This is a genomic window from Pseudomonas sp. GW821-FHT07G10 (assembly GCF_059418545.1).
In genome coordinates this window covers 24199-49632 of record NZ_JBWKQB010000002.1, presented here as the reverse complement: position 1 = coordinate 49632, position 25434 = coordinate 24199, and the positions used below count along the sequence as shown (strand labels likewise).

The following is a 25434-nucleotide window of genomic DNA, read 5'->3' as shown; positions in this document are numbered from 1 at the left end:
CGTTTACCTGTGAGGTCTGCGCTCATGGCTGACTCAATTTCGCTCAAACGACTGGTCACTCGACTGCTGATGGTGGTGGTAGCGATGTTTGCTTTCGGATTTGCCCTGGTGCCGATCTACGACGTGATGTGCAAGGCTTTCGGTATCAACGGCAAAACCGCCGGGCAATACGAGGGTGAGCAGGTGGTCGACACTTCGCGGCAGATCCGTGTGCAGTTTCTGTCGACCAATGCCGTGGACATGGTCTGGGGCTTCTATCCCAAGGCCGATGACATGGTGATCCATCCCGGCGCGGTGAACGAAATGCTGTTTGTCGCTTATAACCCGACCGATCACCCGATGAGTGCCCAGGCGATTCCGAGTATTTCTCCAGGCGATGTGGCGGTGTATTTCCACAAGACCGAATGCTTCTGCTTTACCCAGCAAGTGCTGCAGCCCGGTCAGCGGATCGAGATGCCGGTGCGTTTTATCGTTGACCGTGACATGCCCAGGGATGTGAAGCACCTGACGCTGGCTTACACGCTGTTTGATATCACGGCTCGTCATCCGCCGGTGGCTACCAATACCGGCGGATAAGAATCAGGGCGTGTTGACGCTCACTAACGAACGCGCCCGATAAGGAGAACAATAAATGGCAAATCATGAGCATTATTACGTTCCCGCCCAGAGCAAATGGCCGATCATTGCCACGTTTGGCATGTTGATCACCATGTTCGGTCTGGGCACCTGGTTCAACGACCTCAAGGCCGCCCGCCCGGAATCCCACGGCCCGCTGATCTTCTTCGTCGGCGGACTGCTGCTGGCCTACATGCTATTTGGCTGGTTCGGCACGGTGATCAAGGAAAGTCGCGCGGGGCTGTACAGCCCGCAGATGGATCGCACATTTCGCTGGGGCATGAGCTGGTTCATCTTTTCTGAAGTGATGTTCTTCATTGCCTTCTTCGGCGCTCTTTTTTACGTGCGTAACCTGTCCGGCCCATGGCTGGGTGGTGAAGGCAGCAAAGGCGTGGCACACATGCTTTGGCCGAGCTTCCAGTTCAGCTGGCCATTACTGCATACCCCCGATCCGAAACTTTTCCCTCCACCCAAAGAGACTATCAGCCCTTGGGGCTTGCCGTTGCTCAACACCGTCTTGCTGGTCAGTTCCAGCGTCACCGTGACCATCGCCCACCATGCCTTGAGGAAAGGACATCGCGGCGCGTTGAAAATCTGGCTGGCGCTGACTTTGCTGCTGGGTTGGGCCTTCCTCAGTTTTCAAGCCAAGGAGTACATCCACGCCTACCACGAGCTGGGGCTGACGCTGGGATCGGGTGTCTACGGCGCGACCTTCTTCATGCTCACCGGTTTCCACGGCGCTCACGTGACCATCGGCACGATCATCCTGTTTGTGATGCTGATGCGGGTGATGCGCGGGCATTTCAATGCTGAACATCAATTCGGCTTTGAAGCCGCCTGTTGGTACTGGCACTTCGTCGATGTGGTGTGGATTGGTTTGTTTATCTTCGTGTACGTGCTCTGAGGGCCGTTAGGCAATAGCTACCAGGGAACCCTGGAGTCCAATTGGCCGCTGAAGAAACCCCAGGCAATCAAGCCGACGGTGATGGCGGCCAGGCTGACACGAACAGTCAGGGCAATGACCAGCCGGTTCGAGCTGCTTTCGTCCTTGACCAGAAAGAACAGACCGCTGAACAGGCTGATTATTGTGGCTATCAGCATCAGGACGATTGCCGCTTTAAGCATGGTGGGACTCCGGGGGGAACGCGATGCGAATCAGTATAGCCAGTCGATCTCTTAACTTTGCGGCGATGCCATGAAGCGTTTTCACCCCGGCATTGCACCGACCTTGGTGGTGCTTGTGTTGCTGCCTGTGCTGGTCGCTCTCGGCTTCTGGCAACTGGGCCGCGGCGAGCAAAAGCGCGTATTGCTTGCCAACTACGCCGAGCGCCGGGTGGCGGAGCCAATACTCTTCGATCAATTGCAACGCTACGAGGATCCGGCGTTCCGTCGGGTCCGTCTGCGCGGGCAGTTCGATGCCGGGCACAGCTTTTTGCTGGATAACCGCATGCGCAATGGCAAGGTCGGGGTCGAGTTGCTGCAGCCGTTTCTCGATCAGGCCAGCGGCCTCTGGGTGTTGCTCAATCGCGGCTGGCTGCCGTGGCCGGATCGGCGTACGCCGCCGGTGTTTACTACGCCCGCGCAACCGCTGAGCCTGGAAGCCTGGGTCTACGTGGCGCCCGGCGCGACCTTTCAGCTGCATGCCGACCCTGCGGGGGCGAACTGGCCACGGCTGGTCACCGCTGTCGACCCATCGAAGCTTTGGTCGGAGTTGGGGCGTAGTGGTTTTGCCGATCAGTTACGCGAAGAAGCGGGCCCGGCGTCCTACCAGACCGATTGGCCCGTAGTGGCCATGGGGCCGGAAAAACACCTTGGATATGCCGTGCAGTGGTTCGCCATGGCGGTGGCATTGTTCGGTCTTTATCTCTATCTCGGATGGCACAACGCAAGGGAGACGCACCATGGGAGCGGCCATGAATCCACCCAACATTTCTGAGAAGTCGACGTCACACAGTCGCCGACACGGACGTTGGCAGCTGATCCTTATCCTTCTCGGGGTGATCGGTCCGATGATCCTCGCCACAGGGATGTACAAATTGCAGTTCTGGGTTCCGGAGAGTCGTAGTTATCACGGCGAATTAATCGGCAACGGGCAGAGCCGTGCCGACCTTGGCGTCGTCGCGGATGAATCCCGTTGGCAGATGTTGGTCACCGCACCGAAGGACTGTTCCGTGGACTGCCAGCAGCTTGTGTATCTGGCCCGGCAGATTCAGGTCGGCTTGGGTCGTGATGCCTCTCGCGCCAGTCATGCGCTGGCCACTGCCCAACCGCTGGACGCCGACTATGACGCCAGGCTGCAACGTGAATACCCGCAGTTGCAGCGCTACCTGCTGGACCTGTCTACATTTAATCGAGGACCTGGGGAAAAAGCCGCACAAAGCATTGGCGCGGCGCAACTGTGGATCATTGATCCCCACGGCAACCTGGTGCTGCGTTACGACGCTCGGATAAAGGGTAAGGACCTGCTCAACGACCTGCGCCAACTGCTGAAACTGTCGAATATCGGATGAGGGCATCGTCATGGCCAAACCTGGATTTCGCCTCGCGCTGTTTGCCACCTTGCTGGCACTGATTGTGGTGTTGCTCGGCGCTTATACCCGGCTGACTCACGCAGGGCTTGGCTGCCCGGACTGGCCCGGCTGCTACGGCTTTATCAGCGTGCCGCAAAGCGAAGCCCAACTGGCCCATGCCGAATTGCATTTTCCCGAGGCGCCGGTTGTGGCCCATAAGGGCTGGAACGAAATGGTCCATCGGTACTTCGCCGGGACGCTGGGCTTGCTGATTGTATTGCTGGCCGCCCGTGCCTGGACCCATCGCCGTCATCCCGGGCATCCGTTGAAGCTGCCGCTGTTTTTGCTGGCCGTGGTGTTTGCCCAAGCGGCGTTCGGCATGTGGACGGTCACCCTCAAGCTCTGGCCGCAAGTGGTCACGGTGCATTTGCTCGGCGGCCTCGCGACCTTGAGCCTGTTGTTTCTGCTGACGCTGCGCTTGTCTGGCGTGTTGCCGGCGCTGACGGTGCCGCGACGTTTGCAGTACTGGGCGACTGCCGGGTTATTACTGGTGATCGGGCAAATTGCCCTCGGCGGCTGGGTTAGTTCTAACTATGCAGCCGTGGCCTGTATCGACTTTCCCACCTGTCATGGGCAGTGGTTACCGGCCGCCGACTTCGCCAATGGTTTTCACCTGACGCAACACATTGGTCCGAATTATCTCGGTGGCCAGTTGGACAGTGATGCCCGCACCGCGATTCATCTCGCACACCGCATCGGTGCGCTGCTGGTCACATTGGTGCTGCTGGGGCTTGCCTGGCAGCTGCGGTTGGTCGGCATGACCCGAATTGCCGGGCTGGTGCTGGTGGCGTTGGCCGCACAGATCACTCTGGGTGTAAGCAATGTACTGTTTCATCTACCGCTGCCGGTTGCCGTCGCCCATAACGCTGGCGCAGCGGTGCTGTTACTGACAATGGTACTGGTCAATTATCACGCGCGAACCAGCCTGGTTCGGGTCAAGCAGCATGTCCCTGTGCGTTGGCGGTTCAGCCCGCGTAAACACGCAGCCGGCCCCATAACAATAAAAGGAGAGCAGCCATGGCGATTTTGATTGGCGAGCGTCACAGTCAGGCGATCTGGCGTGATTATCTGGAGCTGACCAAACCCAAGGTGGTGGTGCTGATGCTCATCACCTCACTGGTCGGGATGTTCCTCGCCACGCGCGCCGGGGTGCCGTGGACGGTGTTGGTATTCGGCAACCTGGGGATCGCGATGTGCGCGGGGGGCGCGGCGGCGGTCAATCATGTGGTGGACCGGCGGATCGATGCGGTCATGGCCCGGACCCATAAAAGGCCCTTGGCCGAAGGACGGGTTTCACCGACCGCGGCGCTGACCTTCGCTTTTGCGTTGGCGCTGGCCGGCCAGGCGTTGCTGCTGACCTTCACCAACCCGTTGACCGCCTGGCTGACGCTGGCCTCGCTGCTGGGTTATGCGGTGATCTACACCGGTTTTCTCAAACGTGCGACACCGCAGAATATTGTCATCGGTGGGTTGGCTGGCGCAGCACCACCGTTGCTCGGCTGGGTCGCCACCACCGGGCATGTGAGCGCCGAACCGCTGTTGCTGGTGCTGATCATCTTCGCCTGGACGCCGCCACACTTCTGGGCACTGGCGATTCACCGCAAAGAGGAATACGCCAAGGCTGATATCCCGATGCTGCCGGTGACCCATGGCGAGCACTACACCAAAGTCCACATTGTGCTCTACGCCTTCGTCCTGCTCGCGGTCAGCCTGCTGCCGTTTGTGATCCACATGAGCGGCATGCTCTACCTGATTTGTGCCCTGGGCCTTGGCGCGAGGTTTCTGCAATGGGCCTTCGTGCTGTACCGTGGCACTCGGCCGCACGCCGCGATCAACACCTTCAAGTACTCTATTTATTACTTGTTCCTGCTGTTTATCGCGCTGCTCGTAGACCACTACTTATTGTTGATCCTATGACTCGAACTCAGAAAACTGTCTTTATTCTCGTCGCCCTGGTGGCTTTGGTCCTTGGACTTACCATCAACAAAGTACTGACCGGCAAGGGCCAGGGTGACCCGACTGCACTGATCGATGCCGGGATCATTCTGCTGCCGCAAAGCCGTAATCTTCCAGAGGTGAAGATGATCGACCAGGACGGTCAGCCAGTGACGGTCAACGAGCTGAAAGACAAATGGAGCCTGCTGTTCTTCGGCTACACCTTCTGCCCGGACATCTGCCCGACCACCCTCGCCCAGTTGCGGCAGATCAAGAGTGAGTTGCCCAAGGAGGTGGTCGGCAAGCTGCAGATCATTCTGGTCAGCGTCGACCCGGCCCGTGACAACCCCAAGCAGCTCAAACAGTATCTGGGCTACTTCGACCCGGACTTCAAAGGCCTGACCGGCGCTTCGGTGGAAGACGTGCAGAAGCTCGCCAATGCGGTCAGCATCCCATTCATCCCGGCCGATATCAGCAAACCCAACTACACCGTCGACCACAGCGGCAACCTGGCCGTGATCGGGCCGGACGGTACGCAGCGTGGCTTCATTCGTGCACCGCTGAACAACACGAAACTGGTGGCTCAGTTACCGGTGATGCTCAAGCGTCAGTAATGACAGAAACCTGTAGGAGCACGGCTTGCCGGCGATGGCAATCTTACGGACGCCATCGCCAGCAAGCTGTGCTCCTATAGTGGAAGGGGTCATAGGGGCCCGACGGGCAGGCAAAAAAAACGGGGGCGCAATCAATGCGCCCCCGTTTTATTGATCGTTCCCACGCTCTGCGTGGGAATTCCTCATTGGACGCTCTGCGTCCGCTTTGTGATGCGCAGCGTCACGGGCTGCATTCCCACGCGGGAGCGTGGGAATGATCTGCAGCCAATCAGAACGCTGGCAGTACGGCGCCTTTGTATTTTTCCAGAATGAATTGCTTCACTTCCGGACTGTGCAGGGCAGCAACCAGTTTCTTCATCGCATCGCTGTCCTTGTCGTCCGGACGGGCAACCAGGATGTTCACGTAAGGCGAGTCTTTGCCTTCGATGATCAGCGCATCCCTGGACGGATCGAGCTTGGCTTCCAGAGCGTAGTTGGTGTTGATCAGGGCCAGGTCGACCTGGGTCAGCACGCGCGGGATGGTGGCGGCTTCCAGTTCACGGAACTTCAGGTCTTTGGTGTTCTCGGTGATGTCTTTGATCGTCGAAAGAATGTTGTTCGAATCTTTCAGCTTGATCAGCCCGGCCTTGTTCAGCAGCAGCAAGGCGCGACCGCCGTTGGTGGCGTCGTTAGGAATTACCACGTTGGCGCCGCCTGGCAGATCCGCCAGCGCTTTGTATTTGCTGGAGTAAGCACCCAGCGGCTCCAGGTGTACGCCGGCAACGCTCACCAAGTGGGTGCCCTTGGCCTTGTTGAACTCATCCAGGTACGGCTGGTGCTGGAAGAAGTTGGCGTCCAGACGCTTCTCTGCGACCTGTACGTTCGGCTGGATGTAGTCGGTGAAGACTTTGACCTTGAGGTCGACGCCTTCTTTAGCCAGTGCCGGTTTAACGAATTCGAGAATTTCCGCGTGGGGAACCGGGGTCGCGGCCACGGTCAGGGTTTGTGCTGCCTGAGCGGAAAACGCGGCAACGGCAGCGAAAGCGACGAGTAGTTTTTTCATCCAGCAAACTCCTTGTTAGGCGCCTTTTCAGGCGCCTGCCAGCCGTGGCCGGCAGTTGCATTTATTTTCGGGAAAAGTGCACCACCAGCTTGTCGCCGACGGTTTGCAGAACTTGTACCAGCACCAGCAGCAAAATCACCGTGACCACCATGACGTCGGTCTGGAAACGCTGATAGCCGAAACGGATCGCCAAATCACCAAGACCGCCTGCGCCGACCACACCGGCCATTGCGGTGTAGGACACCAGCGTGATCGCCGTCACGGTGATCGCAGCGTAAATACCCGGCCGCGCTTCCGGCAGCAAGGCATTGGTGATGATTTGCCGCGTGGTGGCGCCCATGGCTTGGGTCGCCTCGATGATGCCGCGATCCACTTCACGCAATGCGGTTTCCACCAATCGCGCAAAAAATGGCGTAGCGCCCACTACCAGCGGCGGAATAGCACCGGCCACACCCAGCGAGGTGCCGGTGATCAGTACGGTGAACGGGATCATCACGATCAACAGGATGATGAACGGCAACGACCGCAGGATGTTCACCACCAGCGACAGCAGCGCGTAGATGCTCTTTTGCTCAAGCAATTGGCGCGGGCTGCAGAGAAACAGCAGCACACCCAGCGGCAGGCCGAGCAACACGGTGAACAGCAGCGAACCGCCGAGCATCATCAGGGTATCGCCGGTGGCCAGCCAGATCTCGAACCAGTCGATGTTGGCGAAGTAACTCATCAGGGCTTCCATTAGCGCAGCACCTCCATGTGGACGTCAGCTGCGGTGAAGTGGGCAAAGGCCGCTTCCATGTCACCGCCAGTGACGGCCAGGGTCAGTTGCCCATAAGGGACGTCTTTGATGCGGTCGATACGCCCGGCCAGGATGCTGTAGTCCACACCGGTCTCGCGGGCGACGGTGCCCAGCAGCGGCGCGTAGGTCGCTTCACCCTGAAAGGTCAGACGCACGATACGGCCCGGGACATGGGCGAAGTCGTCGCGCTGTTCGTTTTCGTCGATCTGCTCGTCTTCCTGCACGAAGCGCTTGGTGGTCGGGTGCTTGGGATGCAGGAACACCTCGGCCACCGGACCCTGCTCGACGATCACGCCGGCATCCATCACGGCCACCCGGTCGCAGACGCGACGAATCACGTCCATCTCATGGGTGATCAGCACGATGGTCAGGTTCAGCTCGCGGTTGATCTGTGCCAGTAATTGCAGGACCGATGCAGTAGTTTGCGGGTCAAGGGCGCTGGTGGCTTCGTCGCAGAGCAGGATTTTTGGCTTGGTTGCCAGCGCACGGGCGATGCCGACACGCTGTTTCTGGCCGCCGGACAGTTGCGCCGGGTACTTCCTGGCGTGGTCGGCCAAGCCAACCCGTGCCAGCAACTCGGCCACACGCAGGTCGATTTCGCTGCGCGACAATTCGCCGGCGAGGGTCAGTGGCAGCGCAACGTTGTCGGCAACGGTCTTGGATGCCAGCAAATTGAAGTGCTGGAAAATCATCCCGACCTGCTGACGAAAACGCCGCAGACCATTGGCATCGAGCGCGGTGACTTCCTCGTCATCGACGATTATCTTGCCGCCGCTTGGGGCTTCCAGGCGGTTGATCAGGCGCAGCAGGGTACTTTTCCCCGCACCGGAATGGCCGATCAGGCCGAATACCTGACCATCCTCGACACGCAGACTGGTCGGATGCAGAGCGGGAATATCCTTACCGGCGACCCGGTAGGTTTTATGGACGTTTTGAAACTCGATCACGTAGCGAACCTTGTGGGGCGCGTTAGAAAAGGATCAGCGGTTAGCCGGGCGCGCATTTTAGCCTGTCTATATAGAGGTTCTTAGCATTTATTTCGCATTCAACCAGTCATTTGGCAATAACGCGATCAAAGGTCATAAAAAACCAACGGCTCAAATGCGCCGATAGCGCAGCTGCCTTCAGTAGTGTGCGAAGTGATATTTGAGTCGGGTGGTTAAAGGCGTTGAAGGCGTTTTTTGCGGCGATTGCTCAGCATCGCATGTGGGAGCCCGGGCCCAAGGCCAAGGCGATTCCGGTTTGAAGTTCTTTATTGATAGAGGGGATGCCATCGCGGGCAAGAACTGGGCGTCCTCCCTGCTCCATAGATCATAAAATTCCGTTGGAGCGAGGCTTGCCCGCGATGCTTTTAAGGCTTGCGCGGGCTCAGAACCATTTGCGCCGGGATGTTGCGAATGATCTGCCGTTCCAGCTTGAGATCGAACTCTGAATCGAGTTTCTTCACCCGTTTGGTCAACAGCGTGGCCAACCATGGATAGTCGTCGGTGCGCGGCGCTTGAATGCTCACATCACACTGAAAATTCACTACGTCTATGGCGATCGCATCCAGTTGCTTGCGCAGTTGCTTGATGTTGGTGAAGTTCAAGGCGACGGTGGTGCTTGCGGCCGTAGGGTCGATCACCTTGGCGACAGGTTTGGCTTCGGCGGCTTTCAACGCGGCTTCGGCTTTATCAAGCTCGGCCTTGCGGGCGTGGGTGATAGCGCTGTTGACGCCACCCGTCAGTGCCGGCGCTTTAGGCATCAGTGCGCGGGCCCGACTCAGTGCGGTGGCGGCGGCGTTGACATCACCTTTTTGCAAGACGATCTGGCTGCGTTGCAAATAGGCTTCGGCCAACTGGCGTTGATACTGCTCAAGCTGAGGGTCGTTGGGCGACTCGGCCTGTAACGCGCTCAACTGATCCTCGGCGGTGGCCAACTCGCTGCTGGCGAGGTTTTGCTCCAGCTGCGCGATGGCCACGGCCCGGGCATCCGGGGCCGCTGTGGCCGCGGGCGGCGTGCTTTGGCAGGCACCCAGCAGCAGGGAAAATGCGACAACGAGCAGATAACGGGATGCGAACGGCTTCATTCCTGCGACTCTCTAAATGCGCAAAAAACGAGCAAGTCTACACCCCTCTGCGGGGCAGGACAAAACTCAGCAGAAACAGCGCGGCAGCTGTGACCACAATCGACGGGCCGGCCGGGGTATCCTTGAGCCAGGACAAGGCCAGGCCGCCACACACCGCAAGCATTCCCAGCAGGCTCGCGCCAAGGGCCATCTGCTCCGGTGATCGAGCATGACGTTGAGCCGCGGCAGCGGGAATGATCAGCAACGAAGTAATCAGCAATACACCGACGATTTTCATCGCGACCGCGATCACCACGGCAATCAACAGCATCAAGGTCAGACGCAACGCCGCCACCGGCAGGCCTTCGACCGTGGCCAGCTCCTCATGCACAGTGATCGCCAGCAGTGGTCGCCACAACGTCACCAGCAACACCAACACCGCCGCGCTGCCGCCGAGAATCCAGGCCAGGTCAGTCGGGCTGATCGCCAGCAGGTCGCCGAACAGATAGGCCATCAGGTCGATCCGCACTTCATGCATGAAGCTTAGTACCACCAGGCCCAGAGACAGGGTGCTCGGTGCGAGAATCCCTAACAATGTGTCGGAAGCCAGAGGCTGACGCTGCTGCAAGGTCACCAGCAACACCGCCAGCGACAGGCAGCCCACGGTGACTGCCACCGTCGGGCTGACATCCAGCAGAAAGCCGAGGGCAACGCCGAGCAAGGCCGCATGGGAAAGGGTATCGCCGAAATAGGCCATGCGCCGCCAGACCACGAACGAGCCCAACGGACCTGCTACCAACGCCAGGGCCAGGCCTGCCAGCAGAGCGTAAAACAGAAAATCAGCCATGCTTGCAGCTATCTCCGTGAACATGGGCGTGGGCCGTGGGGGCCTCGCTGACCACAGCACCATGCAGGTCATGGGCGTGATCGTGATGGTGGTGATAGATCGCCAGGCTTTGCGCGTTCTTGCCAAATAGCTCGACGAACGCTGGATCGCCACTGACATGCTCGGGATGCCCGGAGCAGCAGACATGGCGATTCAGGCAGACCACCTGGTCGGTGGTGCTCATGACCAAATGCAAATCATGGGAAACCATCAGCACCCCGCAACCGTGGCGGTCGCGCAGGCGTGTGATCAGACTGTACAGCTCGGCCTGGCCGGCGACATCGACGCCTTGCACTGGCTCATCAAGCACCAGCAGTTGCGGTTCGCGCAACAATGCACGGGCCAGCAGCACGCGCTGCATCTCTCCGCCGGAGACGCTCTGCACCGGGCTGTCGATTACTTGTTCGGCACCGACTTCTTTGAGCGCGGCCAAGGCTCGCGAGCGATCCACGCCTGGCACCAGACGCAAAAAACGCAGCACGGACAGCGGTAAAGTTGGGTCGACGTGCAGCTTCTGCGGCATATAACCGATTCGCAGTTTCGGCTTGCGCCAGACACTGCCGCTGTCCGGCTTGAGCAGACCCAGTACGGCACGCACCAGGGTAGTCTTGCCGGCGCCGTTGGGGCCGATCAGGGTGACGATCTGCCCTGGCTCGACGCTGAGCTGGATGTTGTCCAGCACGGTTTGCCCGGCAAAAGTCACTGCTACCTGCTCGAGGCGGATCAATGCAGTGCTCATCAAGCCCCCTGGCAACCGGAGCAGAGGCCGACCACTTCAACGGTTTGCGCTTCGACCATAAAACCGACATCGCGAGCGCTGGTGATGATCGCGTCGCTGATGGTTTTTTGTTCGAGTTCGATGGCAGCGTGGCATTCACGGCAAATCAGGAACTGGCCCTGGTGAGTGTGTTCCGGGTGATTGCAGCCAACGAAGGCGTTGAGGGACGAAATGCGATGCACCAGACCGTTTTCCAGCAAGAAATCCAGCGCCCGGTAAACGGTCGGCGGCGCGGCGCGGCGACCATCCTGTTCGCTGAGCACGGCGAGGATGTCGTAGGCGCCAAGGGGTTTGTGGCTCTGCCAGACCAGTTCCAGGACGCGCCGACGCAGTGCGGTCAGGCGCAAACCTTGACGGGCACACAGGGCATCGGCTTCCGACAGCGCGCTGTGCACGCAATGAGAATGGTCATGGGGACGGCTGGCCAGCGGTGTTTTAGGCATGAGCGGCGACGATAATTGTGAGAGACGTTATTATGTTACCCGTTCTCGCCTCTCCGAGTGGTCATCGTGTCCCGACTTTTTGCCATTTATGTCGCTTTTGCTGCCAGTTTGTTCGTGATCAGCCCTGCTCACGCCGAAGTGAAAGTACTGACCAGCATCAAACCCTTGCAGCTGATCGCCGCGGCAGTGCAGGACGGCGTCGGTGTGCCCGAGGTATTGCTGCCGCCGGGCGCCTCCCCGCATAACTTTGCCCTGCGCCCTTCCGACGTACGGCGGGTACAGTCGGTGGATTTGCTCTACTGGATCGGCCCGGACATGGAAGGCTTCCTTCCGCGCGTACTCAAGGGCCGCAGCCTGCCGTCTATCGCCGTTCAGGACTTGCCGGGCCTGAAGTTGCGCCGCTTTGCCGAGGATAGCCACTCCCATGCGGAAGAGGCCAATGAGCATGATCACGATCATCGACCCGGTAGTCTTGACGCGCACCTCTGGCTGTCGCCGGTCAATGCCCGGGTGATTGCGGCGAAAATGGCTGCGGATCTGAGTGCGGCCGACCCGGACAATACCACTCGCTATCAGAGCAACCTCAAGGCTTTCAATGAGCGCCTCGATGTCTTGGACACACGTCTGAAAGCCCGATTGGCCGGCATTGAAGGCAAGCCTTACTTTGTCTTCCACGAAGCGTTCGATTACTTCGAAGATGCCTACGGTCTCAAGCATACCGGGGTGTTTAGCGTCGCGGCCGAAGTGCAACCGGGTGCACAGCACGTGGCAGCGATGCGCAAGCGCTTGCAGGAAGTTGGCAAGACCTGCGTATTCAGTGAGCCTCCGCTGCGTCCACGGCTGGCGGAAACCCTGGTAGCCGGTTTACCGGTGAAACTGGCGGAACTGGATGCATTGGGCGGTTATACACCGGCCACTGCCCAGGGTTATGAGCAGGTGCTGGAAAAGCTGGGGAATGACTTGGCAGGCTGTCTGGAGCAGTTGTAAGCAGGGATGTTGTGGTAACCCTTTTCGCAGGCAGGAGCCAGGTGCCTGGCTCTTGCCCGCGATGCGTTCAAATGGCGAACGGCAATGGCGTACTGACCTTCTGACGTTGCGCCAAGCGCTGCTGAAACTCCATCGGATCGTGAATCAACACGTCCTGTCCGGCAAACGACTCGGCGGCGATCAGCCGTGACAACCAGAAGCGCACGCAGGCCACCCGCAACATCGTTGGCCACAGCTCGGCTTCAGCCGCGGTGAACGGACGCAACGTCGCATAAGCACCCAGCAAGGCCCGCGCACGTGGTCCGTCGATCACCCCGGCTTCATCCGAACACCAGTCATTCAAGGCGATTGCCACGTCGTAGAGCATCGGTCCTGAACAGGCGTTGTAGAAGTCGATCAGCCCGGTCAGGTGCGTGCCTTCGAACATCGCGTTATCGCGGAACAAATCGGCGTGGATGTTGGCCCGTGGCAGCGCCAGGATTTTCGCCTTTTGCTGAGCGATCTCGTCCAGAGCACCCTGCAGCAGGCTGCTTTGCTCGGGGTTCAGGTTCGGCATCAACTGCGCACCTTCGGCCAGCATCCAGTCCAGGCCACGATCGGTCTTGCGCTCCAGTACTTTGCCTTGGGTGGCCAGGTGCAGATGAGCGAGCAGGTCTCCGACCTGTGCGCAGTGCTGCGCGTTAGCCTCTTTGATGTGTTTGCCAGCCAGTCGCGGTTGCAGCAACGCCGGTTTACCGGCGAGTTCGCGCAATGCGATGCCGTCGGTAGTACGCAGGGCGTAAGGCACCGGCAGATCAGCGTCATGCAGCACGTCCAGCAGTTCGATGAAGAACGGCATTTCCTGGACCGGACCGCGCTCCACCAGGGTCAGGACAAACTCGCCCTGCTCCAGACTGATGAAGAAATTGGTGTTTTCGCTACCTGCGGCAATCCCCTGAAAATCAAGCAGGCGGCCGAGCCCATAAGGGGCGAGAAAGGTTTCCAGCTCGGGCCGAGCCAGGGGGGTAAACACAGACATGGTTAAAAACTGCTCAGTTCGGGCGCCGCGATTGAGCCAGCGCCGATTAAAGTTAAGAAACTACTTCCACGTAAAAATTTCCCACGACGGAATCAGCATATCCGGCTGATCCGATCGGATGAAGTTTGCTTCTGTTCCGTCCGCGCGCACCAGAAAGTACGGTTTGCCGCCCTTCGGTGTGACTTTGATCGCATACAGGAAGCCGTTCTGACGGTATTCCTGAATGGTTTTGTCACCTTCGGTGTGGATGGTGACTTGCGGTTCTGGAGTCGGTGCATCATCAGCTGCCATGACGGCCAGGGGAGTCATGGCAAAGAAGCCAGCCAGCAACAAGCGATTTAGTGTGCGCATGATAACCTTGTCCCTTTGTCGTCAACGGTCCCGCTATTCTAGCGCCGGACCCGCCGAAAAGGTTGATCCTGCTCATGAGCCAAGCCCCCCTCGTCCTGGTGGACGGTTCTTCTTACCTGTACCGCGCCTTTCATGCGCTGCCACCGCTGACCACATCCAAAGGCCTGCCGACCGGCGCGGTCAAGGGTGTACTGAACATGCTCAAGAGTCTGCGCAAGCAGTACCCTGACAGCCCGTTCGCGGTGGTTTTCGACGCCAAGGGCGGGACATTTCGCGATGACATGTACGCCGAGTACAAGGCCAACCGTCCGAGCATGCCCGATGACATGCGGGTACAGATCGAGCCGTTGCATGCGAGTGTGATCGCATTGGGCTTTCCGTTGCTGTGCGTAGAAGGCGTAGAGGCCGACGATGTGATCGGCACGCTGGCCCGTAGCAGCGCAGCAGCCGACCGCCCGGTGGTGATCTCCACGGGCGACAAGGACATGGCACAACTGGTCGACGGGCACATTACCTTGGTCAATACAATGACCGGTAGCGCGATGGATGTGGCTGGCGTGAAAGAGAAGTTTGGCGTCGCTCCCGAACAGATCATCGATTATCTGGCGCTGATGGGCGATTCGTCCGACAACATCCCCGGTGTTCCGGGCATTGGGCCAAAGACCGCTTCCGGTTTGCTGGTGGGCGTAAATGGCGGTCTGGTCGAGTTGTACGCGCAACTCGATATCGTGCCGACCCTGCCGATTCGCGGTGCCAAGACCCTGCCGGCCAAGCTTGAAGAGCACAAGGAGATGGCCTTCCTCTCCTATCAACTGGCGACCATCAAGGTCGACGTGCCGCTGGATATCGGGCTCGACGACCTGCATCTCGGTGAGCCTGATCGCGAAAAGCTCGCCGAGCTCTACACCTTGCTCGAATTCAAAAGCTGGTTCGAAGAATTGCAGCGCGAGGCCAAGCGCACGGGGCAGGAAATCGTCGAAGCTGTGGAGGAGGTCGCAGTCGACGCTGAGGTAAAGTACGAAACCATCCTCGACCAGGCGCGATTCGATGTCTGGCTGAAAAAGCTTAACAACGCCAGCTTGATTGCCTTTGATACCGAAACCACCGGCGTCGACGCGCAGCAAGCGCAACTGGTGGGCCTGTCTTTCGCCGTACAAGCCAATGAAGCGGCCTACATCCCGCTCACTCACTCTTATATGGGGGTGCCCGAGCAACTGGATCGCGACACCGTCCTGCGAGCCTTGAAACCGTTACTGGAAGACCCGAGCAAACTCAAGGTCGGCCAGCACGCCAAGTTCGACATGAACATTCTGGCCAACTGCGCCATCGGTGGTGATCAAGCCTGTGGCATTTCGGTGCAAGGCATTGCCTTCGATACCATGCTTGAATCCTATGTACTGGATTCGACGGCGACGCGCCACGACATGGACAGCCTGGCGCTCAAGTACCTGGACTACACCACCACCAGCTTCCAGGACATCGCTGGCAAAGGCGCCAAGCAACTGACCTTCGACCAGATTTCTCTGGAGCTGGCCGGACCCTATGCGGCCGAAGACGCGGACGTGACCTTGCGTTTGCATCAGGCCCTGCAGGAGAAACTCACGGCCATCCCGAGTCTTTGTAACGTGCTGAGCGAAATCGAGATGCCGCTGGTACCAGTCCTGGCGCGGATCGAACGTCAGGGGGCGTTGGTCGATGCCAATCTGCTAGGTATTCAGAGTGTCGAACTGGGCGACAAGCTGGTCGCTCTTGAACGCGAAGCCTTTGCCATTGCCGGTGAAGAATTCAACCTCGGTTCGCCCAAGCAATTGGGCGTGATTCTGTATGAGAAACTCGGCTTACCGATTCTCAGCAAAACTGCCAAAGGCCAGGCCTCGACGGCCGAAGCTGTGCTGGCGGAACTGGCCGAGCAGGACTTCCCGCTGCCCAAGGTGCTGATGCAGTACCGCTCCATGAGCAAGTTGAAAAGCACCTACACAGACCGCTTGCCTGAGCAGATCAACCCGCGTACCGGGCGGATTCACACCTCCTACCATCAAGCGGTGGCGGCGACCGGGCGTTTGTCTTCCAGCGATCCGAACCTGCAGAACATTCCGATCCGTACTGCTGAAGGTCGGCGGATTCGTCAGGCATTTGTCGCGCCTAAGGGCTACAAACTGCTAGCGGCCGACTATTCGCAAATCGAACTGCGGATCATGGCGCACCTGGCCAAGGATGAAGGTTTGTTGTACGCCTTCCGTCACAATCTGGACGTGCACAAGGCGACCGCTGCCGAGGTGTTCGGCGTTGAGCTGGCAGAGGTCACCACCGATCAGCGCCGCAGTGCCAAGGCCATCAACTTCGGTCTGATTTATGGCATGAGCGCGTTCGGCCTGGCCAAGCAGATCGGTGTCGACCGCAAGCAATCACAAGCCTATATCGACCGCTATTTTGCTCGTTACCCGGGCGTGCTTGAGTACATGGAGCGCACTCGCGCCCAGGCTGCAGAGCAAGGTTTCGTTGAAACCATCTTCGGTCGTCGCCTCTACCTGCCTGACATCAACGCAAAAAACCCGGCCTTGCGCAAAGGCGCCGAGCGTACGGCAATCAACGCGCCTATGCAGGGCACGGCGGCTGACATCATCAAGAAAGCCATGGTCGCGGTGGATAACTGGCTGACGTCTTCAGGTCTGGACGCCAAAGTCATCCTGCAGGTACACGACGAACTGGTGCTTGAAGTTCGCGAGGACCTGGTGGACCGGGTTCGCGATGAAATTCGCGTCCATATGAGTGGTGCTGCGTCGCTCGATGTGCCGCTTTTGGTCGAAGTAGGTGTCGGAAATAACTGGGACGAGGCTCATTAACCTGTCTTGAGGATGCCTTTTGCTGCGGCATCGTGCCGCGGCAAAGGCTGGCTAAGGGCTATTGGTTCGGAAAACCGGGCCGGTTATTACCAATAGTTTTTGAACCTGTCCGGAACTAAATCCGCGAACCGCCACTCAGATTTACTGAATGGCTGGTGAAGCCCTTCGATGCTCCTATGTTGTGTTAAGTGTTGGCAGATATCTGGACCCCGCCCTAGCGGTCCGGAATTTGAACCCCGAACTTCTCCTCCCCATACGAAGTCCGGGGTTTTTTTTGCCTGAAATTCCTTATTACGTAGCCTCTGCGCCTTTATCGGCCAGTTCCATCCAGCCCGCCAGTACAGTGTAGGCATCTTCCAGACCAAGGCGTTTCGGTGCGGAGAACAGCTGGATGGTGATGGTATCGCCCCAGCCTTTGCGGATGTCCGCCTGCACTTTGAGCAAGGTGTTTTTCGCTGCCCCGTAGGTCAGTTTGTCGGCCTTGGTCAGCAGGATGTGCATCGGCATGCCGCTGGCTACGGCCCAATCGAGCATCAGCAGGTCGAAGTCAGTCATTGGATGACGGATGTCCATCATCAAAATCAAACCTTTCAAACTCTGGCGACCGCCCAGATACGCTTCCAGGTGGCGCTGCCAGTGAAGTTTCAGCGGGATTGGCACTTTGGCGTAGCCGTAACCTGGCAGGTCGACCAAACGGCGATCATCGTCTAGCTTGAAGAAGTTCAGCAGCTGTGTGCGACCCGGAGTCTTCGAGGTTCGGGCCAGGCTGGCGTGAGTCAGGGTGTTCAGAGCGCTGGACTTGCCGGCGTTGGAACGCCCCGCGAAGGCCACTTCAAAGCCTTCGTCGTCGGGACATTGGTCAACTTTGGCCGCGCTGAGCATGAAGGTGGACTGTTGGCACAGACCGAGAATGGGGTTCTTGAGTTGCATGGGATTTCCGATGTGGGCGGTGCCGAGAATGGACGCGGCGAGCAGTGTCGTTTCCGTTTCAGTAACGCCAGTATATAATGCCGCAGATTTTGTGTGCGCTTTGTCCCGGCGTAGGATGAAGTTCACGGGAGCGATTGACCGACATTGCGCACTAGAACGCAGCTCGCTCTCAACCCTGAAAGGTCGTTTTATGACGAAATGGCTGCTAGCTGCCGGTGCCTTGATGCCGCTTTACAGTGCGCAGGCTACACAGGATCCGGAAGCTGTGTACAACCGTGTTTGTGGAGCCTGTCATTCCGGCCAACTGCCAACGGCGCCTGTAAAGGGTGATCTGGAAGCCTGGAAGCCAAGATTGGCGCAAGGTATGGAGACGCTGGTGCAACACGTGACCCAGGGTTTCAAGGCGATGCCGCCGCGTGGTTTGTGCATGGACTGCAGTGCCGAGGATTACCAGGCAATCATCCACTGGATGAGCGAGTGATCCCGGTCCATAACTCTTTAACCCTTAGCCGTAGTTGGATTAGCTGATGAACAAATTGATCGTGAGTCTGCTGTTGACCCTGGGGATCTCCGGCATTGCCCATGCTGCAGGCGATGCGACTGCTGGTCAGGCGAAAGCCGCAGTATGTGGCGCCTGTCATGGCCCGGATGGCAATAGCATGGCGCCCAACTTTCCAAAACTGGCGGGTCAGGGCGAACGCTACCTGAACAAGCAATTGCACGACATCAAGTCCGGCAAGCGCACCGTTCTGGAGATGACCGGCCTGCTGACCAACCTGAGCGATCAGGATCTGGCTGATCTCTCGGCCTACTTCGCCAGCCAGAAGGGCAGCGTCGGCGCAGCAGACCCGAAAGTCGTGGCTCACGGTGAAGAGTTGTTCCGTGGCGGCAAGCTGGACCAGGGCATGCCTTCGTGCACCGGTTGCCACTCGCCTAACGGTGCAGGCAACGTCGCTGCTGCTTTCCCGCACCTGGGTGGCCAGCACGCTCAATACATCGCCAAGCAACTGACCGATTTCCGTGAAGGTAACCGTACCAACGACGGTGATACGAAGATCATGCAAAGCATCGCGTCCAAATTGAGCAACAAGGACATCGAAGCAGTGTCCAGCTATATTCAAGGCCTGCACTAAGGGTGGATCAATTGACGTTGTGCATGACTTGCATCTTTTGCGACGTTAACGCTCTATTAATCCATTGATGCAAGCATAAAAAGGGTGGCTTTGGCCGCCCTTTTTTGTGGCTGCTGCCGTTACACTAGAAATCAAGCCCGACTGGGCCTGTCTGAGTGCAGGTCGCATGAGGCGACCTTATTTGTCAGGAGTAAAGCATGCGTAATCTGATTCTCAGCGCCGCATTCGTCACAGCCAGTCTGTTTGGCATAACCGCCCAAGCTGCCGAGCCGCTTGAAGCTGGTAAACAATATGTCGAATTGAGCAGCGCCGTTCCGGTTGCTGTACCTGGCAAGATCGAAGTAGTGGAGCTGTTCTGGTACGGCTGCCCGCATTGCTACGCGTTCGAGCCAGCCATCAATCCCTGGGTTGAAAAGCTCCCTGCCGATGTGAACTTCGTACGTATCCCGGCCATGTTCGGCGGTATCTGGAACGTTCACGGCCAGTTGTTCATTACCCTGGAAGCCATGGGCGTGGAGCACAAGGTTCACAAAGCGGTCTTCGAAGCGATCCACGGTGGCAAGAAACTCGCGACTCCAGAAGAAATGGCCGAGTTCCTGGCGACCGAAGGCGTCGACAAGGATAAATTCCTGAGCACCTACAATTCCTTCGCCGTTAAAGGCAAGGTTGAAGATGCCAAGAAGAAGGCTCAGGCCTATCAGATCTCCGGTGTACCGACCATGGTCGTCAACGGCAAGTACCGCTTCGACCTCGGCACTGCCGGTGGCCCTGAAGGCGCCTTGAGCGTGGCTGACCAGTTGATCTCCAAGGAGCGCGCCGCTAAGTAAGCGGCGCCCACCATGCGCCGCTGGGGTACTGAGCGTGTCGTTGGCCTGCATGACCCGCAGGTCAACGCGCATCATCTGGAGTCGACGGGCTTGCCCGCAGACAGTCGTCTGCGTTTGCTCAGTTTCAATATTCAGGTTGGTATCAGCACCGAGCGTTATCGGCATTATCTGACCCGTGGCTGGCAGCATCTGTTGCCGCACACCGGGCGAGCAGACAATCTGCAAAAGATCGGCAATCTGCTGGGCGATTTCGATCTGGTCGCCTTGCAGGAAGCCGATGGCGGCAGCCTGCGGTCGGGCTACGTCAACCAGGTCGAGCACCTGGCCCAACTCGGCGCCTTTCCTTACTGGTATCAACAGCTCAATCGCAATCTCGGTCGCTTGGGGCAGCACAGCAATGGTGTGCTCAGCCGCTTGCGTCCGTGGGTTATCGAAGATCATCCATTGCCGGGTCCGAAGGGCCGTGGTGCGATTCTGGTGCGCTTCGGCGAGGGACCGGAAGCGTTGGTGGTGGTGATGATGCATCTGGCGCTGGGTGCCCGTACCCGAACCCGACAGCTGGCCTATATTCGCGAATTGATTGCTGGGTACAAACACCAGGTGCTGATGGGTGATATGAATACCCATGCCGGCGACTTGCTGCAAAGTTCCCCATTGCGCGATCTGGGTCTGCTCGCGCCACAGCTTGAGGCGACGTTTCCCAGTTGGCGCCCGCAACGATGCCTCGATCACATTCTGCTCAGCCCGAGCCTGACCCTTGAACGGGTCGAGGTGCTGGCTCAACCCATTTCCGATCACTTGCCGGTCGCGGTAGAGATTCGGCTGCCGGGTTCGCTTACGGCTGGCGCATTGCCCGCATTGAGTCTTGTCCCTCGCGGATCCCTTGAATGAGCGACGAAGCGCAGCGCTGGAAAGAAAAGTACCTCAAGAGCATCGAGCAGCAAGAGAAGCTCGAGCGCCGATGGGATGCCCGCCTTGATTTGCTTCGCCGAGGGTTGGTTCGCAGCACGCTGGCGGCGGAGGGCACTGACCGGGCCGTTGACCAGTGTATGAAGGAAATGCGTGAGGCTATTCGCACGGACGATATGGACGCGGCTTTGGCAGCGTTGCTGCCACGCCTGGAAAAAGCCGTGCTCGATTCCGAGCAGCGCCGGGAAACGCGCGTTGATCAAATGGGAGCAGCGCTGACTGCTCTGGTCACTCAATTACAAGCCTTGCCGCTGCCGCGAGAAGTGAGTCGGCCGCTCAAGAACTTTGCCCGGCAACTGGATGGGCGTGTCAGCCAGGCCCGTGAAATCCCCTTGCTGCTTGGTGAGCTGAGCGGCTTGCAAGGCCGGGCGCTGAGCTTGCTGGAGAACCCTGAAGAGCCGAATCGCCCCGGCTTGTTGCAACGTCTGTTTGGTGGGCGGGAAACCGCGGACGTTGTGCCGCAGGCTAATGCTTGCTTGGTGGCGTTACCAGGTTCGAATCCCGCTGAACAGATTCAGATGCAGGCCGTCGAGACGACGCTTGAGCCTGTTCGTGACTATTTCCAGCCTGTTCCTGTCACTCCAAGCGTTGTGGCGATCACGCAGGAAGTGCCGTTGCCGGCCGTAGAAATGCCGGAATCCGTGGTTTCAGTGGTCGAGTCGGTTTCGAATCCAGAGCTGGCTGATAAAAAACCACACATCGAAGTGCAGGCTTTTATCCCTCCAGTGCTGGAGTCAGAAGGGCTGAGGGCTCCTCAACTGTCAGGAGTCGAAGAACTCGTCGCTGCACCGCAACCGACTCTGACTGCCAGCCCCGAAGACTCACTCGCTCAGGTTGATATCAATCCTGACGAACTGATATCCCCTGCGCCCTCGGAAACCAGACACGAAACACCTTCCCTCCTCGACAGCCTGCCTTTGCCGTCAGCTATGGCGCAGGCGTCGGTGGCCTTTGATCCAGAGCAGCCTGAGCAGGATGTCCACTACGCCTTGCCTGATTCACCAGAACCTTCTTACAGCTCGGTGGCCAGGCACATAGAAGACACGCTGCTGGGTCTGCTCGACGACTTGTCCCTGCCCGAGCGCCACCGACCGCAAGCCGAGGCCATGCGTGATCGACTGCAAAACGGTCTGAACTGGTACGAATTGCTACCAATCCTCGACGATTTGGCCGTCTTGATGCTGGCGATCACCAACAGTGGACAACATGAGTTTGAGGTTTACCTCAAGCAGCTCAACGAGCGGCTCGAGTCATTTCAAAGCAATCTGCAGGCGGCCAGCGACGGTCATGCGGACAGCCGTTCAGCTGCGCGAGAAATGGATACCCAGATCCGCGAACAGGTCGATGGCTTGCAGAGCCGCGTTCAAGATGCGGCAGACCTGGACAGCCTCAAGCATGTGTTGGAGAACCACCTTGAGGGTTTGCTCGGCACCATGGATCAGCACCGCAAGCAACGCGATCAGCGTGAGCAAGAGGTCGCCGGGCGTCTGCAAGGACTGGCCGAACGCGTGGCAAGCATGGAGCAAGAGGCTCAGGGCTATCGCGAGCACCTTGAGGAGCAACGGCAGAAGGCGCTGATTGATCCGTTGACCGGCCTGCCCAACCGAGCTGCTTGGGGTGAGCGACTGGATCACGAAGTTGCTCAATGGCAGCAGAATGGCAACACACTTCTGTTGGCAATGCTCGATCTGGACCACTTCAAGCGAATCAACGATAACTATGGCCATCTGGCTGGTGACAAGGTTTTGAAAATCATTGCCGGCGTCCTGCGCAAGCGTCTGCGCGGCTCGGACTTCATCGCCCGATTTGGTGGTGAAGAATTTGTCCTGTTGGCTCCCAATACCTCATTGCCGGTGGGTTCAAAACTTGCCGAAACGCTGCGGGCAGCCATTGAGGCTTGCCCGTTTCACTTCAAAGGTGAGCGGGTAACGATAACCGTCTCCATGGGCATGACGGCATTCAAACCGGGTGAGCGCAGCGAAATGGTGCTTAAAAGGGCCGATCAGGCGCTTTACCGCGCCAAAGATGCCGGGCGTAACAGGGTGGAACTGGGCTGATCCCGATTGTTCCATTTTGTTTAATCTCGGGCTTTTGCCGGTCCATCCAGAGGGCAATACGTTACACTGTTGCATTACTGTCTTCAGCGTACTGCACACTGCCATGAAATTTTACTCTCTCGTCCTGTCGCTTCTTGTGTTGGCCGGCTGCGCCAGCGGGCCTCGACTCGACACCCGTCATCCTTCGGTCAATTACGATAACCGTGTTCAGTTCGTGGTGGTGCATTACACCAACGCTTCTCTGGAACGCTCGCTGGCACTGTTGACCCATGGCGACGTCAGCAGTCATTACCTGATTGGCGACAACAATCCGCCGACTATCTATAAGTTGGTTGATGAAAACCTGCGGGCCTGGCATGCCGGGGAAAGTGAATGGCAAGGCCGGACCTGGTTGAACTCCAGCTCCATCGGCATCGAAATCGTCAATCCGGGCTACCGCGAGACACCGACTGGCCGCGTCTGGTATCCGTATACCGAGGGTCAGGTCCAGGCGTTGATCGTTCTGCTCAAGGACATCAGCAAGCGCAACAACATCGACCCGCGCCATATCATCGGGCATAGCGATATCGCTCCATTGCGTAAACTCGACCCTGGCCCGTTGTTCCCCTGGAAGCGTCTGGCTGACGAGGGGCTGGTGATCTGGCCGAACGCTCAGGCCGTGGCACGCCAGCAAGCGTTGTTTGCGGCTGAACTACCGAGCATCACCTGGTTTCAGGAAGAGCTGGCTCGCCTGGGCTATACCACACCGCAAACCGGCCAACTGGATGTCGCGACCCGTCATGTACTGGCGGCGTTCCAGATGCATTATCGACCGTCACGCTTCGACGGTATGCCAGACGCGGAAAGTGCAGCAATTCTGCAGGTCTTGAACCAGACAAAATAATGACGCCGCCCGACGGTCCGGGCGAGTTCTCAATCAGTTGCTATAACTCATTGGTAATCCTTTGGATATTCAATGATGCCGGCCGCTGGCGAGACGCTACATAGTTGGTTTCATCGCCCGTGGTTTCTGGCGATGCTGGCGGCTGTGCTCAGCGCGGCGTTGTTACTGCTGGGCAGTCTGGGCGTGGCGCTGCATCAGGTGCAACAACGCGAAAGCGAGCAGATGAATGCTCAGGGCGAGCGTTTTCTTGAGCGTCTTGAGCAACTGTTCGGCCAATTGCGTGAAGGTCTCGATGAGCTGGAAGCCCAACCATTGCGTGGATGCAATGCTGAAATGGTCGCGACATTGCAAAAGGTCAGCTTCAGTTACCGATTCGTTTATGAAGCGGCTTATATCGATGCCACTCAGTCCTGCTCAAACCGGCCGCGCCAGGACACCCTTTCTTCCCCAGGGCCTCCAGACATCAAGGGGCCGACCTACAGTTACTGGTTGAATACCTCGACAGAACCTAATGAAAACCGTGCAGCATTGATGCTCGGACGGGGCAACTTTCGTGTGGCGACCTCCCGAGGTCATTTGACCGATATGGTCGACCTGCACCCGGGCAGCAGCTTGCTGGTGGTGCTCGACCATGGCACCAGAGCGATCCCGGTACTGGGCGCGGCTCAACCCTGGCCACCGATCCAGCCCTGGCCTCCAGTGAGTCGTGACGCCCTTCAGGTCACGCAAGACCAACTGATTTACCGAATGCCGACCAACAACCCGGAGTACCAGCTTGTACTCATGACCCCGCGTACAAGTTTGCAAGTGGAAATGACTACGGCATGGCGCTGGTTGTTACCGATAAGTCTTCTATTAGCGATTTTTATCGGGTGGCTGGTCTTACAGTTGGCTCGCCAGCGTCAGTCATTGGGTGGCGAGTTACAGGGCGCTCTGCGTCGTAACGAGTTGCAGGTCTTGTACCAGCCGATTTTCGAGCTCAGCAGTCGTCAATGTGTCGGCGCCGAAGCACTGCTGCGTTGGCGTCGGCCAGACGGCACATTGACCAGCCCGGATCTGTTTATCCCCATGGCGGAAAATACCGGGCAAATCCGACAGATCACCGATTTCGTGCTGCAGCGTTTGCTTGAGCAGTTAGGCCAGCTGTTACGCGCCAATCCGCATCTCTACATCTCGGTCAATCTGGCGGCCTGCGATGTGATGGTTCCGCGCATCGGGCAGGTTATGGCCCGTTTATTGGCCATGCATCGGGTCGCAGCGCGACAGATTGCCTTTGAGGTTACCGAGCGTGGCCTGATCGACGTGGTCGTCGCGCGGGACAACCTGCAGGCCTTGCGCGATGCCGGGCATCAAGTGCTGATCGATGATTTCGGCACGGGCTATTGCAGCCTTGCGTATCTGCAAACCCTGCCTGTGGACTGTTTGAAAATCGATAAAGCTTTTATCGATGCCTTGGGGCACGATGCTGCCAGCAGCGGAGTGGCGCCGCATATCATTCGCATGGCGCATGCCTTGCAACTCAAGGTGATTGCCGAAGGGATCGAATATGAAGCACAGGCCTCGCTGTTGAGTAGTGAGGGTGTGAATTACGGGCAGGGTTGGCTGTTTGCCCATGCCCTGAGCGCTGTGCAGTTCATTGAGTTGATCACCCGCGGTCGCCGGATGACTGCGCGGCGACTGGATGATGAAGCCTGATTGTGCGCCGCGCGC

27 protein-coding genes are annotated in these 25434 nt (G+C 58.4%); 16 read left to right on the top strand and 11 right to left on the bottom strand.

What is annotated here, in order from left to right; genetic code table 11:
* Nucleotides 1-24: 24 nt before the first annotated feature.
* Both AC07O1_RS03425 and AC07O1_RS03420 read left to right on the top strand, forming a co-directional pair.
* Entirely contained in the window at nt 25-576 is a 552-nt protein-coding gene (locus AC07O1_RS03425) for a cytochrome c oxidase assembly protein (protein WP_494991118.1), read from the top strand.
* Nucleotides 577-631: 55 nt separating this feature from the next.
* Nucleotides 632-1519 (top strand): cytochrome c oxidase subunit 3, encoded by an 888-nt coding sequence (locus AC07O1_RS03420; protein WP_494991119.1) that lies wholly within the window; start codon nt 632-634, stop codon nt 1517-1519.
* A 17-nt stretch (nt 1520-1536) separates the two neighbouring features.
* Here the strand turns inward: AC07O1_RS03420 and AC07O1_RS03415 are convergent, their stop codons facing one another.
* A complete protein-coding gene (locus AC07O1_RS03415; RefSeq protein ID WP_494991120.1) occupies nt 1537-1740 on the bottom strand; it encodes a twin transmembrane helix small protein in 204 nt (67 codons plus the stop codon).
* Nucleotides 1741-1810: 70 nt separating this feature from the next.
* On the opposite strand from AC07O1_RS03415, the gene AC07O1_RS03410 reads away from it, so the two are divergent.
* Genes AC07O1_RS03410 through AC07O1_RS03390 form a run of 5 tightly spaced genes read left to right on the top strand, consistent with a single transcriptional unit; the run spans nt 1811 to nt 5734 of the window.
* Nucleotides 1811-2551: an SURF1 family protein gene (locus tag AC07O1_RS03410; protein ID WP_495087920.1), complete on the top strand. Its 741-nt coding sequence runs from the start codon at nt 1811-1813 to the stop codon at nt 2549-2551.
* A complete protein-coding gene (locus tag AC07O1_RS03405) occupies nt 2517-3125 on the top strand; it encodes a PA_0111/PP_0108 family redox-active disulfide protein (protein ID WP_495087919.1) in 609 nt (202 codons plus the stop codon). The genes AC07O1_RS03410 and AC07O1_RS03405 overlap by 35 nt, the downstream gene beginning before the upstream one ends.
* A 10-nt stretch (nt 3126-3135) precedes the next feature.
* Entirely contained in the window at nt 3136-4215 is a 1080-nt protein-coding gene (locus AC07O1_RS03400; RefSeq protein ID WP_495087918.1) for a COX15/CtaA family protein, read from the top strand.
* Nucleotides 4203-5102 carry a heme o synthase gene (cyoE, locus tag AC07O1_RS03395; protein ID WP_495087917.1) on the top strand — a complete coding sequence of 300 codons (900 nt, stop codon included), beginning with the start codon at nt 4203-4205 and terminating at the stop codon, nt 5100-5102. The genes AC07O1_RS03400 and cyoE overlap by 13 nt, the downstream gene beginning before the upstream one ends.
* On the top strand, nt 5099-5734 hold the full coding sequence (locus AC07O1_RS03390; RefSeq protein WP_494991125.1) for an SCO family protein: 636 nt from the start codon (nt 5099-5101) through the stop codon (nt 5732-5734). Before cyoE ends, AC07O1_RS03390 begins: the two co-directional genes overlap by 4 nt.
* Nucleotides 5735-6002: 268 nt before the next feature.
* On the opposite strand, the gene AC07O1_RS03385 is transcribed toward AC07O1_RS03390, so the two are convergent.
* The 7 genes from AC07O1_RS03385 to zur form a co-directional block, all read right to left on the bottom strand.
* On the bottom strand, nt 6003-6776 hold the full coding sequence (locus tag AC07O1_RS03385) for a MetQ/NlpA family ABC transporter substrate-binding protein (RefSeq protein WP_495087916.1): 774 nt from the start codon (nt 6774-6776) through the stop codon (nt 6003-6005).
* 61 nt (nt 6777-6837) lie between these two features.
* The gene (locus tag AC07O1_RS03380; RefSeq protein WP_495087915.1) at nt 6838-7512 is read right to left on the bottom strand and encodes a methionine ABC transporter permease; all 675 of its coding nucleotides are present in this window, start codon (nt 7510-7512) and stop codon (nt 6838-6840) included.
* Nucleotides 7512-8519 carry a methionine ABC transporter ATP-binding protein gene (locus tag AC07O1_RS03375; protein ID WP_494991128.1) on the bottom strand — a complete coding sequence of 336 codons (1008 nt, stop codon included), beginning with the start codon at nt 8517-8519 and terminating at the stop codon, nt 7512-7514. The genes AC07O1_RS03380 and AC07O1_RS03375 overlap by 1 nt, the downstream gene beginning before the upstream one ends.
* Nucleotides 8520-8923: 404 nt before the next feature.
* Nucleotides 8924-9640 carry a PA5502 family lipoprotein gene (locus AC07O1_RS03370; protein WP_495087914.1) on the bottom strand — a complete coding sequence of 239 codons (717 nt, stop codon included), beginning with the start codon at nt 9638-9640 and terminating at the stop codon, nt 8924-8926.
* A 37-nt stretch (nt 9641-9677) separates the two neighbouring features.
* Complete coding sequence (gene znuB, locus AC07O1_RS03365; RefSeq protein ID WP_494991130.1) at nt 9678-10466, bottom strand: zinc ABC transporter permease subunit ZnuB; 789 nt, start codon at nt 10464-10466, stop codon at nt 9678-9680.
* Nucleotides 10459-11244, bottom strand: coding sequence for a zinc ABC transporter ATP-binding protein ZnuC (gene znuC / locus AC07O1_RS03360; protein WP_494991131.1), 786 nt, complete (start codon nt 11242-11244; stop codon nt 10459-10461). The genes znuB and znuC overlap by 8 nt, the downstream gene beginning before the upstream one ends.
* Nucleotides 11244-11726 (bottom strand): zinc uptake transcriptional repressor Zur, encoded by a 483-nt coding sequence (gene zur, locus AC07O1_RS03355; protein WP_495087913.1) that lies wholly within the window; start codon nt 11724-11726, stop codon nt 11244-11246. The genes znuC and zur overlap by 1 nt, the downstream gene beginning before the upstream one ends.
* Nucleotides 11727-11783: 57 nt before the next feature.
* On the opposite strand from zur, the gene AC07O1_RS03350 reads away from it, so the two are divergent.
* Nucleotides 11784-12713, top strand: coding sequence for a zinc ABC transporter substrate-binding protein (locus AC07O1_RS03350; protein WP_495087912.1), 930 nt, complete (start codon nt 11784-11786; stop codon nt 12711-12713).
* A 67-nt stretch (nt 12714-12780) separates the two neighbouring features.
* Here the strand turns inward: AC07O1_RS03350 and AC07O1_RS03345 are convergent, their stop codons facing one another.
* The gene (locus AC07O1_RS03345; protein ID WP_495087911.1) at nt 12781-13731 is read right to left on the bottom strand and encodes a homoserine kinase; all 951 of its coding nucleotides are present in this window, start codon (nt 13729-13731) and stop codon (nt 12781-12783) included.
* A gap of 60 nt (nt 13732-13791) precedes the next feature.
* Nucleotides 13792-14082: a DUF2782 domain-containing protein gene (locus tag AC07O1_RS03340; protein ID WP_489073875.1), complete on the bottom strand. Its 291-nt coding sequence runs from the start codon at nt 14080-14082 to the stop codon at nt 13792-13794.
* A 74-nt stretch (nt 14083-14156) separates the two neighbouring features.
* On the opposite strand from AC07O1_RS03340, the gene polA reads away from it, so the two are divergent.
* Nucleotides 14157-16925, top strand: coding sequence for a DNA polymerase I (polA, locus tag AC07O1_RS03335; protein ID WP_495087910.1), 2769 nt, complete (start codon nt 14157-14159; stop codon nt 16923-16925).
* Between the two features lie 291 nt (nt 16926-17216).
* Here the strand turns inward: polA and yihA are convergent, their stop codons facing one another.
* On the bottom strand, nt 17217-17855 hold the full coding sequence (yihA, locus tag AC07O1_RS03330; RefSeq protein ID WP_495087909.1) for a ribosome biogenesis GTP-binding protein YihA/YsxC: 639 nt from the start codon (nt 17853-17855) through the stop codon (nt 17217-17219).
* A 190-nt stretch (nt 17856-18045) separates the two neighbouring features.
* Here yihA and AC07O1_RS03325 point away from each other — a divergent pair, with 190 nt between their 5' ends.
* The 7 genes from AC07O1_RS03325 to AC07O1_RS03295 all read left to right on the top strand — a co-directional run bounded on the left by AC07O1_RS03325 (nt 18046) and on the right by AC07O1_RS03295 (nt 25419).
* On the top strand, nt 18046-18336 hold the full coding sequence (locus AC07O1_RS03325) for a c-type cytochrome (RefSeq protein WP_495087908.1): 291 nt from the start codon (nt 18046-18048) through the stop codon (nt 18334-18336).
* 46 nt (nt 18337-18382) lie between these two features.
* Nucleotides 18383-18988: a c-type cytochrome gene (locus tag AC07O1_RS03320; RefSeq protein WP_495087907.1), complete on the top strand. Its 606-nt coding sequence runs from the start codon at nt 18383-18385 to the stop codon at nt 18986-18988.
* Between the two features lie 197 nt (nt 18989-19185).
* A complete protein-coding gene (locus AC07O1_RS03315) occupies nt 19186-19815 on the top strand; it encodes a thiol:disulfide interchange protein DsbA/DsbL (protein WP_495087906.1) in 630 nt (209 codons plus the stop codon).
* Between the two features lie 12 nt (nt 19816-19827).
* Nucleotides 19828-20706 (top strand): endonuclease/exonuclease/phosphatase family protein, encoded by an 879-nt coding sequence (locus AC07O1_RS03310; RefSeq protein ID WP_495087905.1) that lies wholly within the window; start codon nt 19828-19830, stop codon nt 20704-20706.
* On the top strand, nt 20703-22841 hold the full coding sequence (locus AC07O1_RS03305) for a GGDEF domain-containing protein (RefSeq protein WP_495087904.1): 2139 nt from the start codon (nt 20703-20705) through the stop codon (nt 22839-22841). The genes AC07O1_RS03310 and AC07O1_RS03305 overlap by 4 nt, the downstream gene beginning before the upstream one ends.
* Before the next feature lie 103 nt (nt 22842-22944).
* Nucleotides 22945-23724, top strand: coding sequence for an N-acetylmuramoyl-L-alanine amidase (locus tag AC07O1_RS03300; RefSeq protein ID WP_494991142.1), 780 nt, complete (start codon nt 22945-22947; stop codon nt 23722-23724).
* 75 nt (nt 23725-23799) lie between these two features.
* The gene (locus tag AC07O1_RS03295; protein ID WP_495088184.1) at nt 23800-25419 is read left to right on the top strand and encodes an EAL domain-containing protein; all 1620 of its coding nucleotides are present in this window, start codon (nt 23800-23802) and stop codon (nt 25417-25419) included.
* The last annotated feature ends 15 nt before the right edge of the window (nt 25420-25434 follow it).

Excerpts from the sequence above, each read along its gene's own strand:
- AC07O1_RS03425 (WP_494991118.1), top strand. The coding sequence starts at position 25 with ATGGCTGACTCAATTTCGCTCAAACGACTGGTCACTCGACTGCTGATG.
- AC07O1_RS03420 (WP_494991119.1), top strand. The coding sequence starts at position 632 with ATGGCAAATCATGAGCATTATTACGTTCCCGCCCAGAGCAAATGGCCG.
- AC07O1_RS03415 (WP_494991120.1), bottom strand. The coding sequence starts at position 1,740 with ATGCTTAAAGCGGCAATCGTCCTGATGCTGATAGCCACAATAATCAGC.
- AC07O1_RS03410 (WP_495087920.1), top strand. The coding sequence starts at position 1,811 with ATGAAGCGTTTTCACCCCGGCATTGCACCGACCTTGGTGGTGCTTGTG.
- AC07O1_RS03405 (WP_495087919.1), top strand. The coding sequence starts at position 2,517 with ATGGGAGCGGCCATGAATCCACCCAACATTTCTGAGAAGTCGACGTCA.
- AC07O1_RS03400 (WP_495087918.1), top strand. The coding sequence starts at position 3,136 with ATGGCCAAACCTGGATTTCGCCTCGCGCTGTTTGCCACCTTGCTGGCA.
- cyoE (WP_495087917.1), top strand. The coding sequence starts at position 4,203 with ATGGCGATTTTGATTGGCGAGCGTCACAGTCAGGCGATCTGGCGTGAT.
- AC07O1_RS03390 (WP_494991125.1), top strand. The coding sequence starts at position 5,099 with ATGACTCGAACTCAGAAAACTGTCTTTATTCTCGTCGCCCTGGTGGCT.
- AC07O1_RS03385 (WP_495087916.1), bottom strand. The coding sequence starts at position 6,776 with ATGAAAAAACTACTCGTCGCTTTCGCTGCCGTTGCCGCGTTTTCCGCT.
- AC07O1_RS03380 (WP_495087915.1), bottom strand. The coding sequence starts at position 7,512 with ATGGAAGCCCTGATGAGTTACTTCGCCAACATCGACTGGTTCGAGATC.
- AC07O1_RS03370 (WP_495087914.1), bottom strand. The coding sequence starts at position 9,640 with ATGAAGCCGTTCGCATCCCGTTATCTGCTCGTTGTCGCATTTTCCCTG.
- znuB (WP_494991130.1), bottom strand. The coding sequence starts at position 10,466 with ATGGCTGATTTTCTGTTTTACGCTCTGCTGGCAGGCCTGGCCCTGGCG.
- znuC (WP_494991131.1), bottom strand. The coding sequence starts at position 11,244 with ATGAGCACTGCATTGATCCGCCTCGAGCAGGTAGCAGTGACTTTTGCC.
- zur (WP_495087913.1), bottom strand. The coding sequence starts at position 11,726 with ATGCCTAAAACACCGCTGGCCAGCCGTCCCCATGACCATTCTCATTGC.
- AC07O1_RS03345 (WP_495087911.1), bottom strand. The coding sequence starts at position 13,731 with ATGTCTGTGTTTACCCCCCTGGCTCGGCCCGAGCTGGAAACCTTTCTC.
- AC07O1_RS03340 (WP_489073875.1), bottom strand. The coding sequence starts at position 14,082 with ATGCGCACACTAAATCGCTTGTTGCTGGCTGGCTTCTTTGCCATGACT.
- polA (WP_495087910.1), top strand. The coding sequence starts at position 14,157 with ATGAGCCAAGCCCCCCTCGTCCTGGTGGACGGTTCTTCTTACCTGTAC.
- yihA (WP_495087909.1), bottom strand. The coding sequence starts at position 17,855 with ATGCAACTCAAGAACCCCATTCTCGGTCTGTGCCAACAGTCCACCTTC.
- AC07O1_RS03325 (WP_495087908.1), top strand. The coding sequence starts at position 18,046 with ATGACGAAATGGCTGCTAGCTGCCGGTGCCTTGATGCCGCTTTACAGT.
- AC07O1_RS03320 (WP_495087907.1), top strand. The coding sequence starts at position 18,383 with ATGAACAAATTGATCGTGAGTCTGCTGTTGACCCTGGGGATCTCCGGC.
- AC07O1_RS03315 (WP_495087906.1), top strand. The coding sequence starts at position 19,186 with ATGCGTAATCTGATTCTCAGCGCCGCATTCGTCACAGCCAGTCTGTTT.
- AC07O1_RS03310 (WP_495087905.1), top strand. The coding sequence starts at position 19,828 with ATGCGCCGCTGGGGTACTGAGCGTGTCGTTGGCCTGCATGACCCGCAG.
- AC07O1_RS03305 (WP_495087904.1), top strand. The coding sequence starts at position 20,703 with ATGAGCGACGAAGCGCAGCGCTGGAAAGAAAAGTACCTCAAGAGCATC.
- AC07O1_RS03300 (WP_494991142.1), top strand. The coding sequence starts at position 22,945 with ATGAAATTTTACTCTCTCGTCCTGTCGCTTCTTGTGTTGGCCGGCTGC.
- AC07O1_RS03295 (WP_495088184.1), top strand. The coding sequence starts at position 23,800 with ATGCCGGCCGCTGGCGAGACGCTACATAGTTGGTTTCATCGCCCGTGG.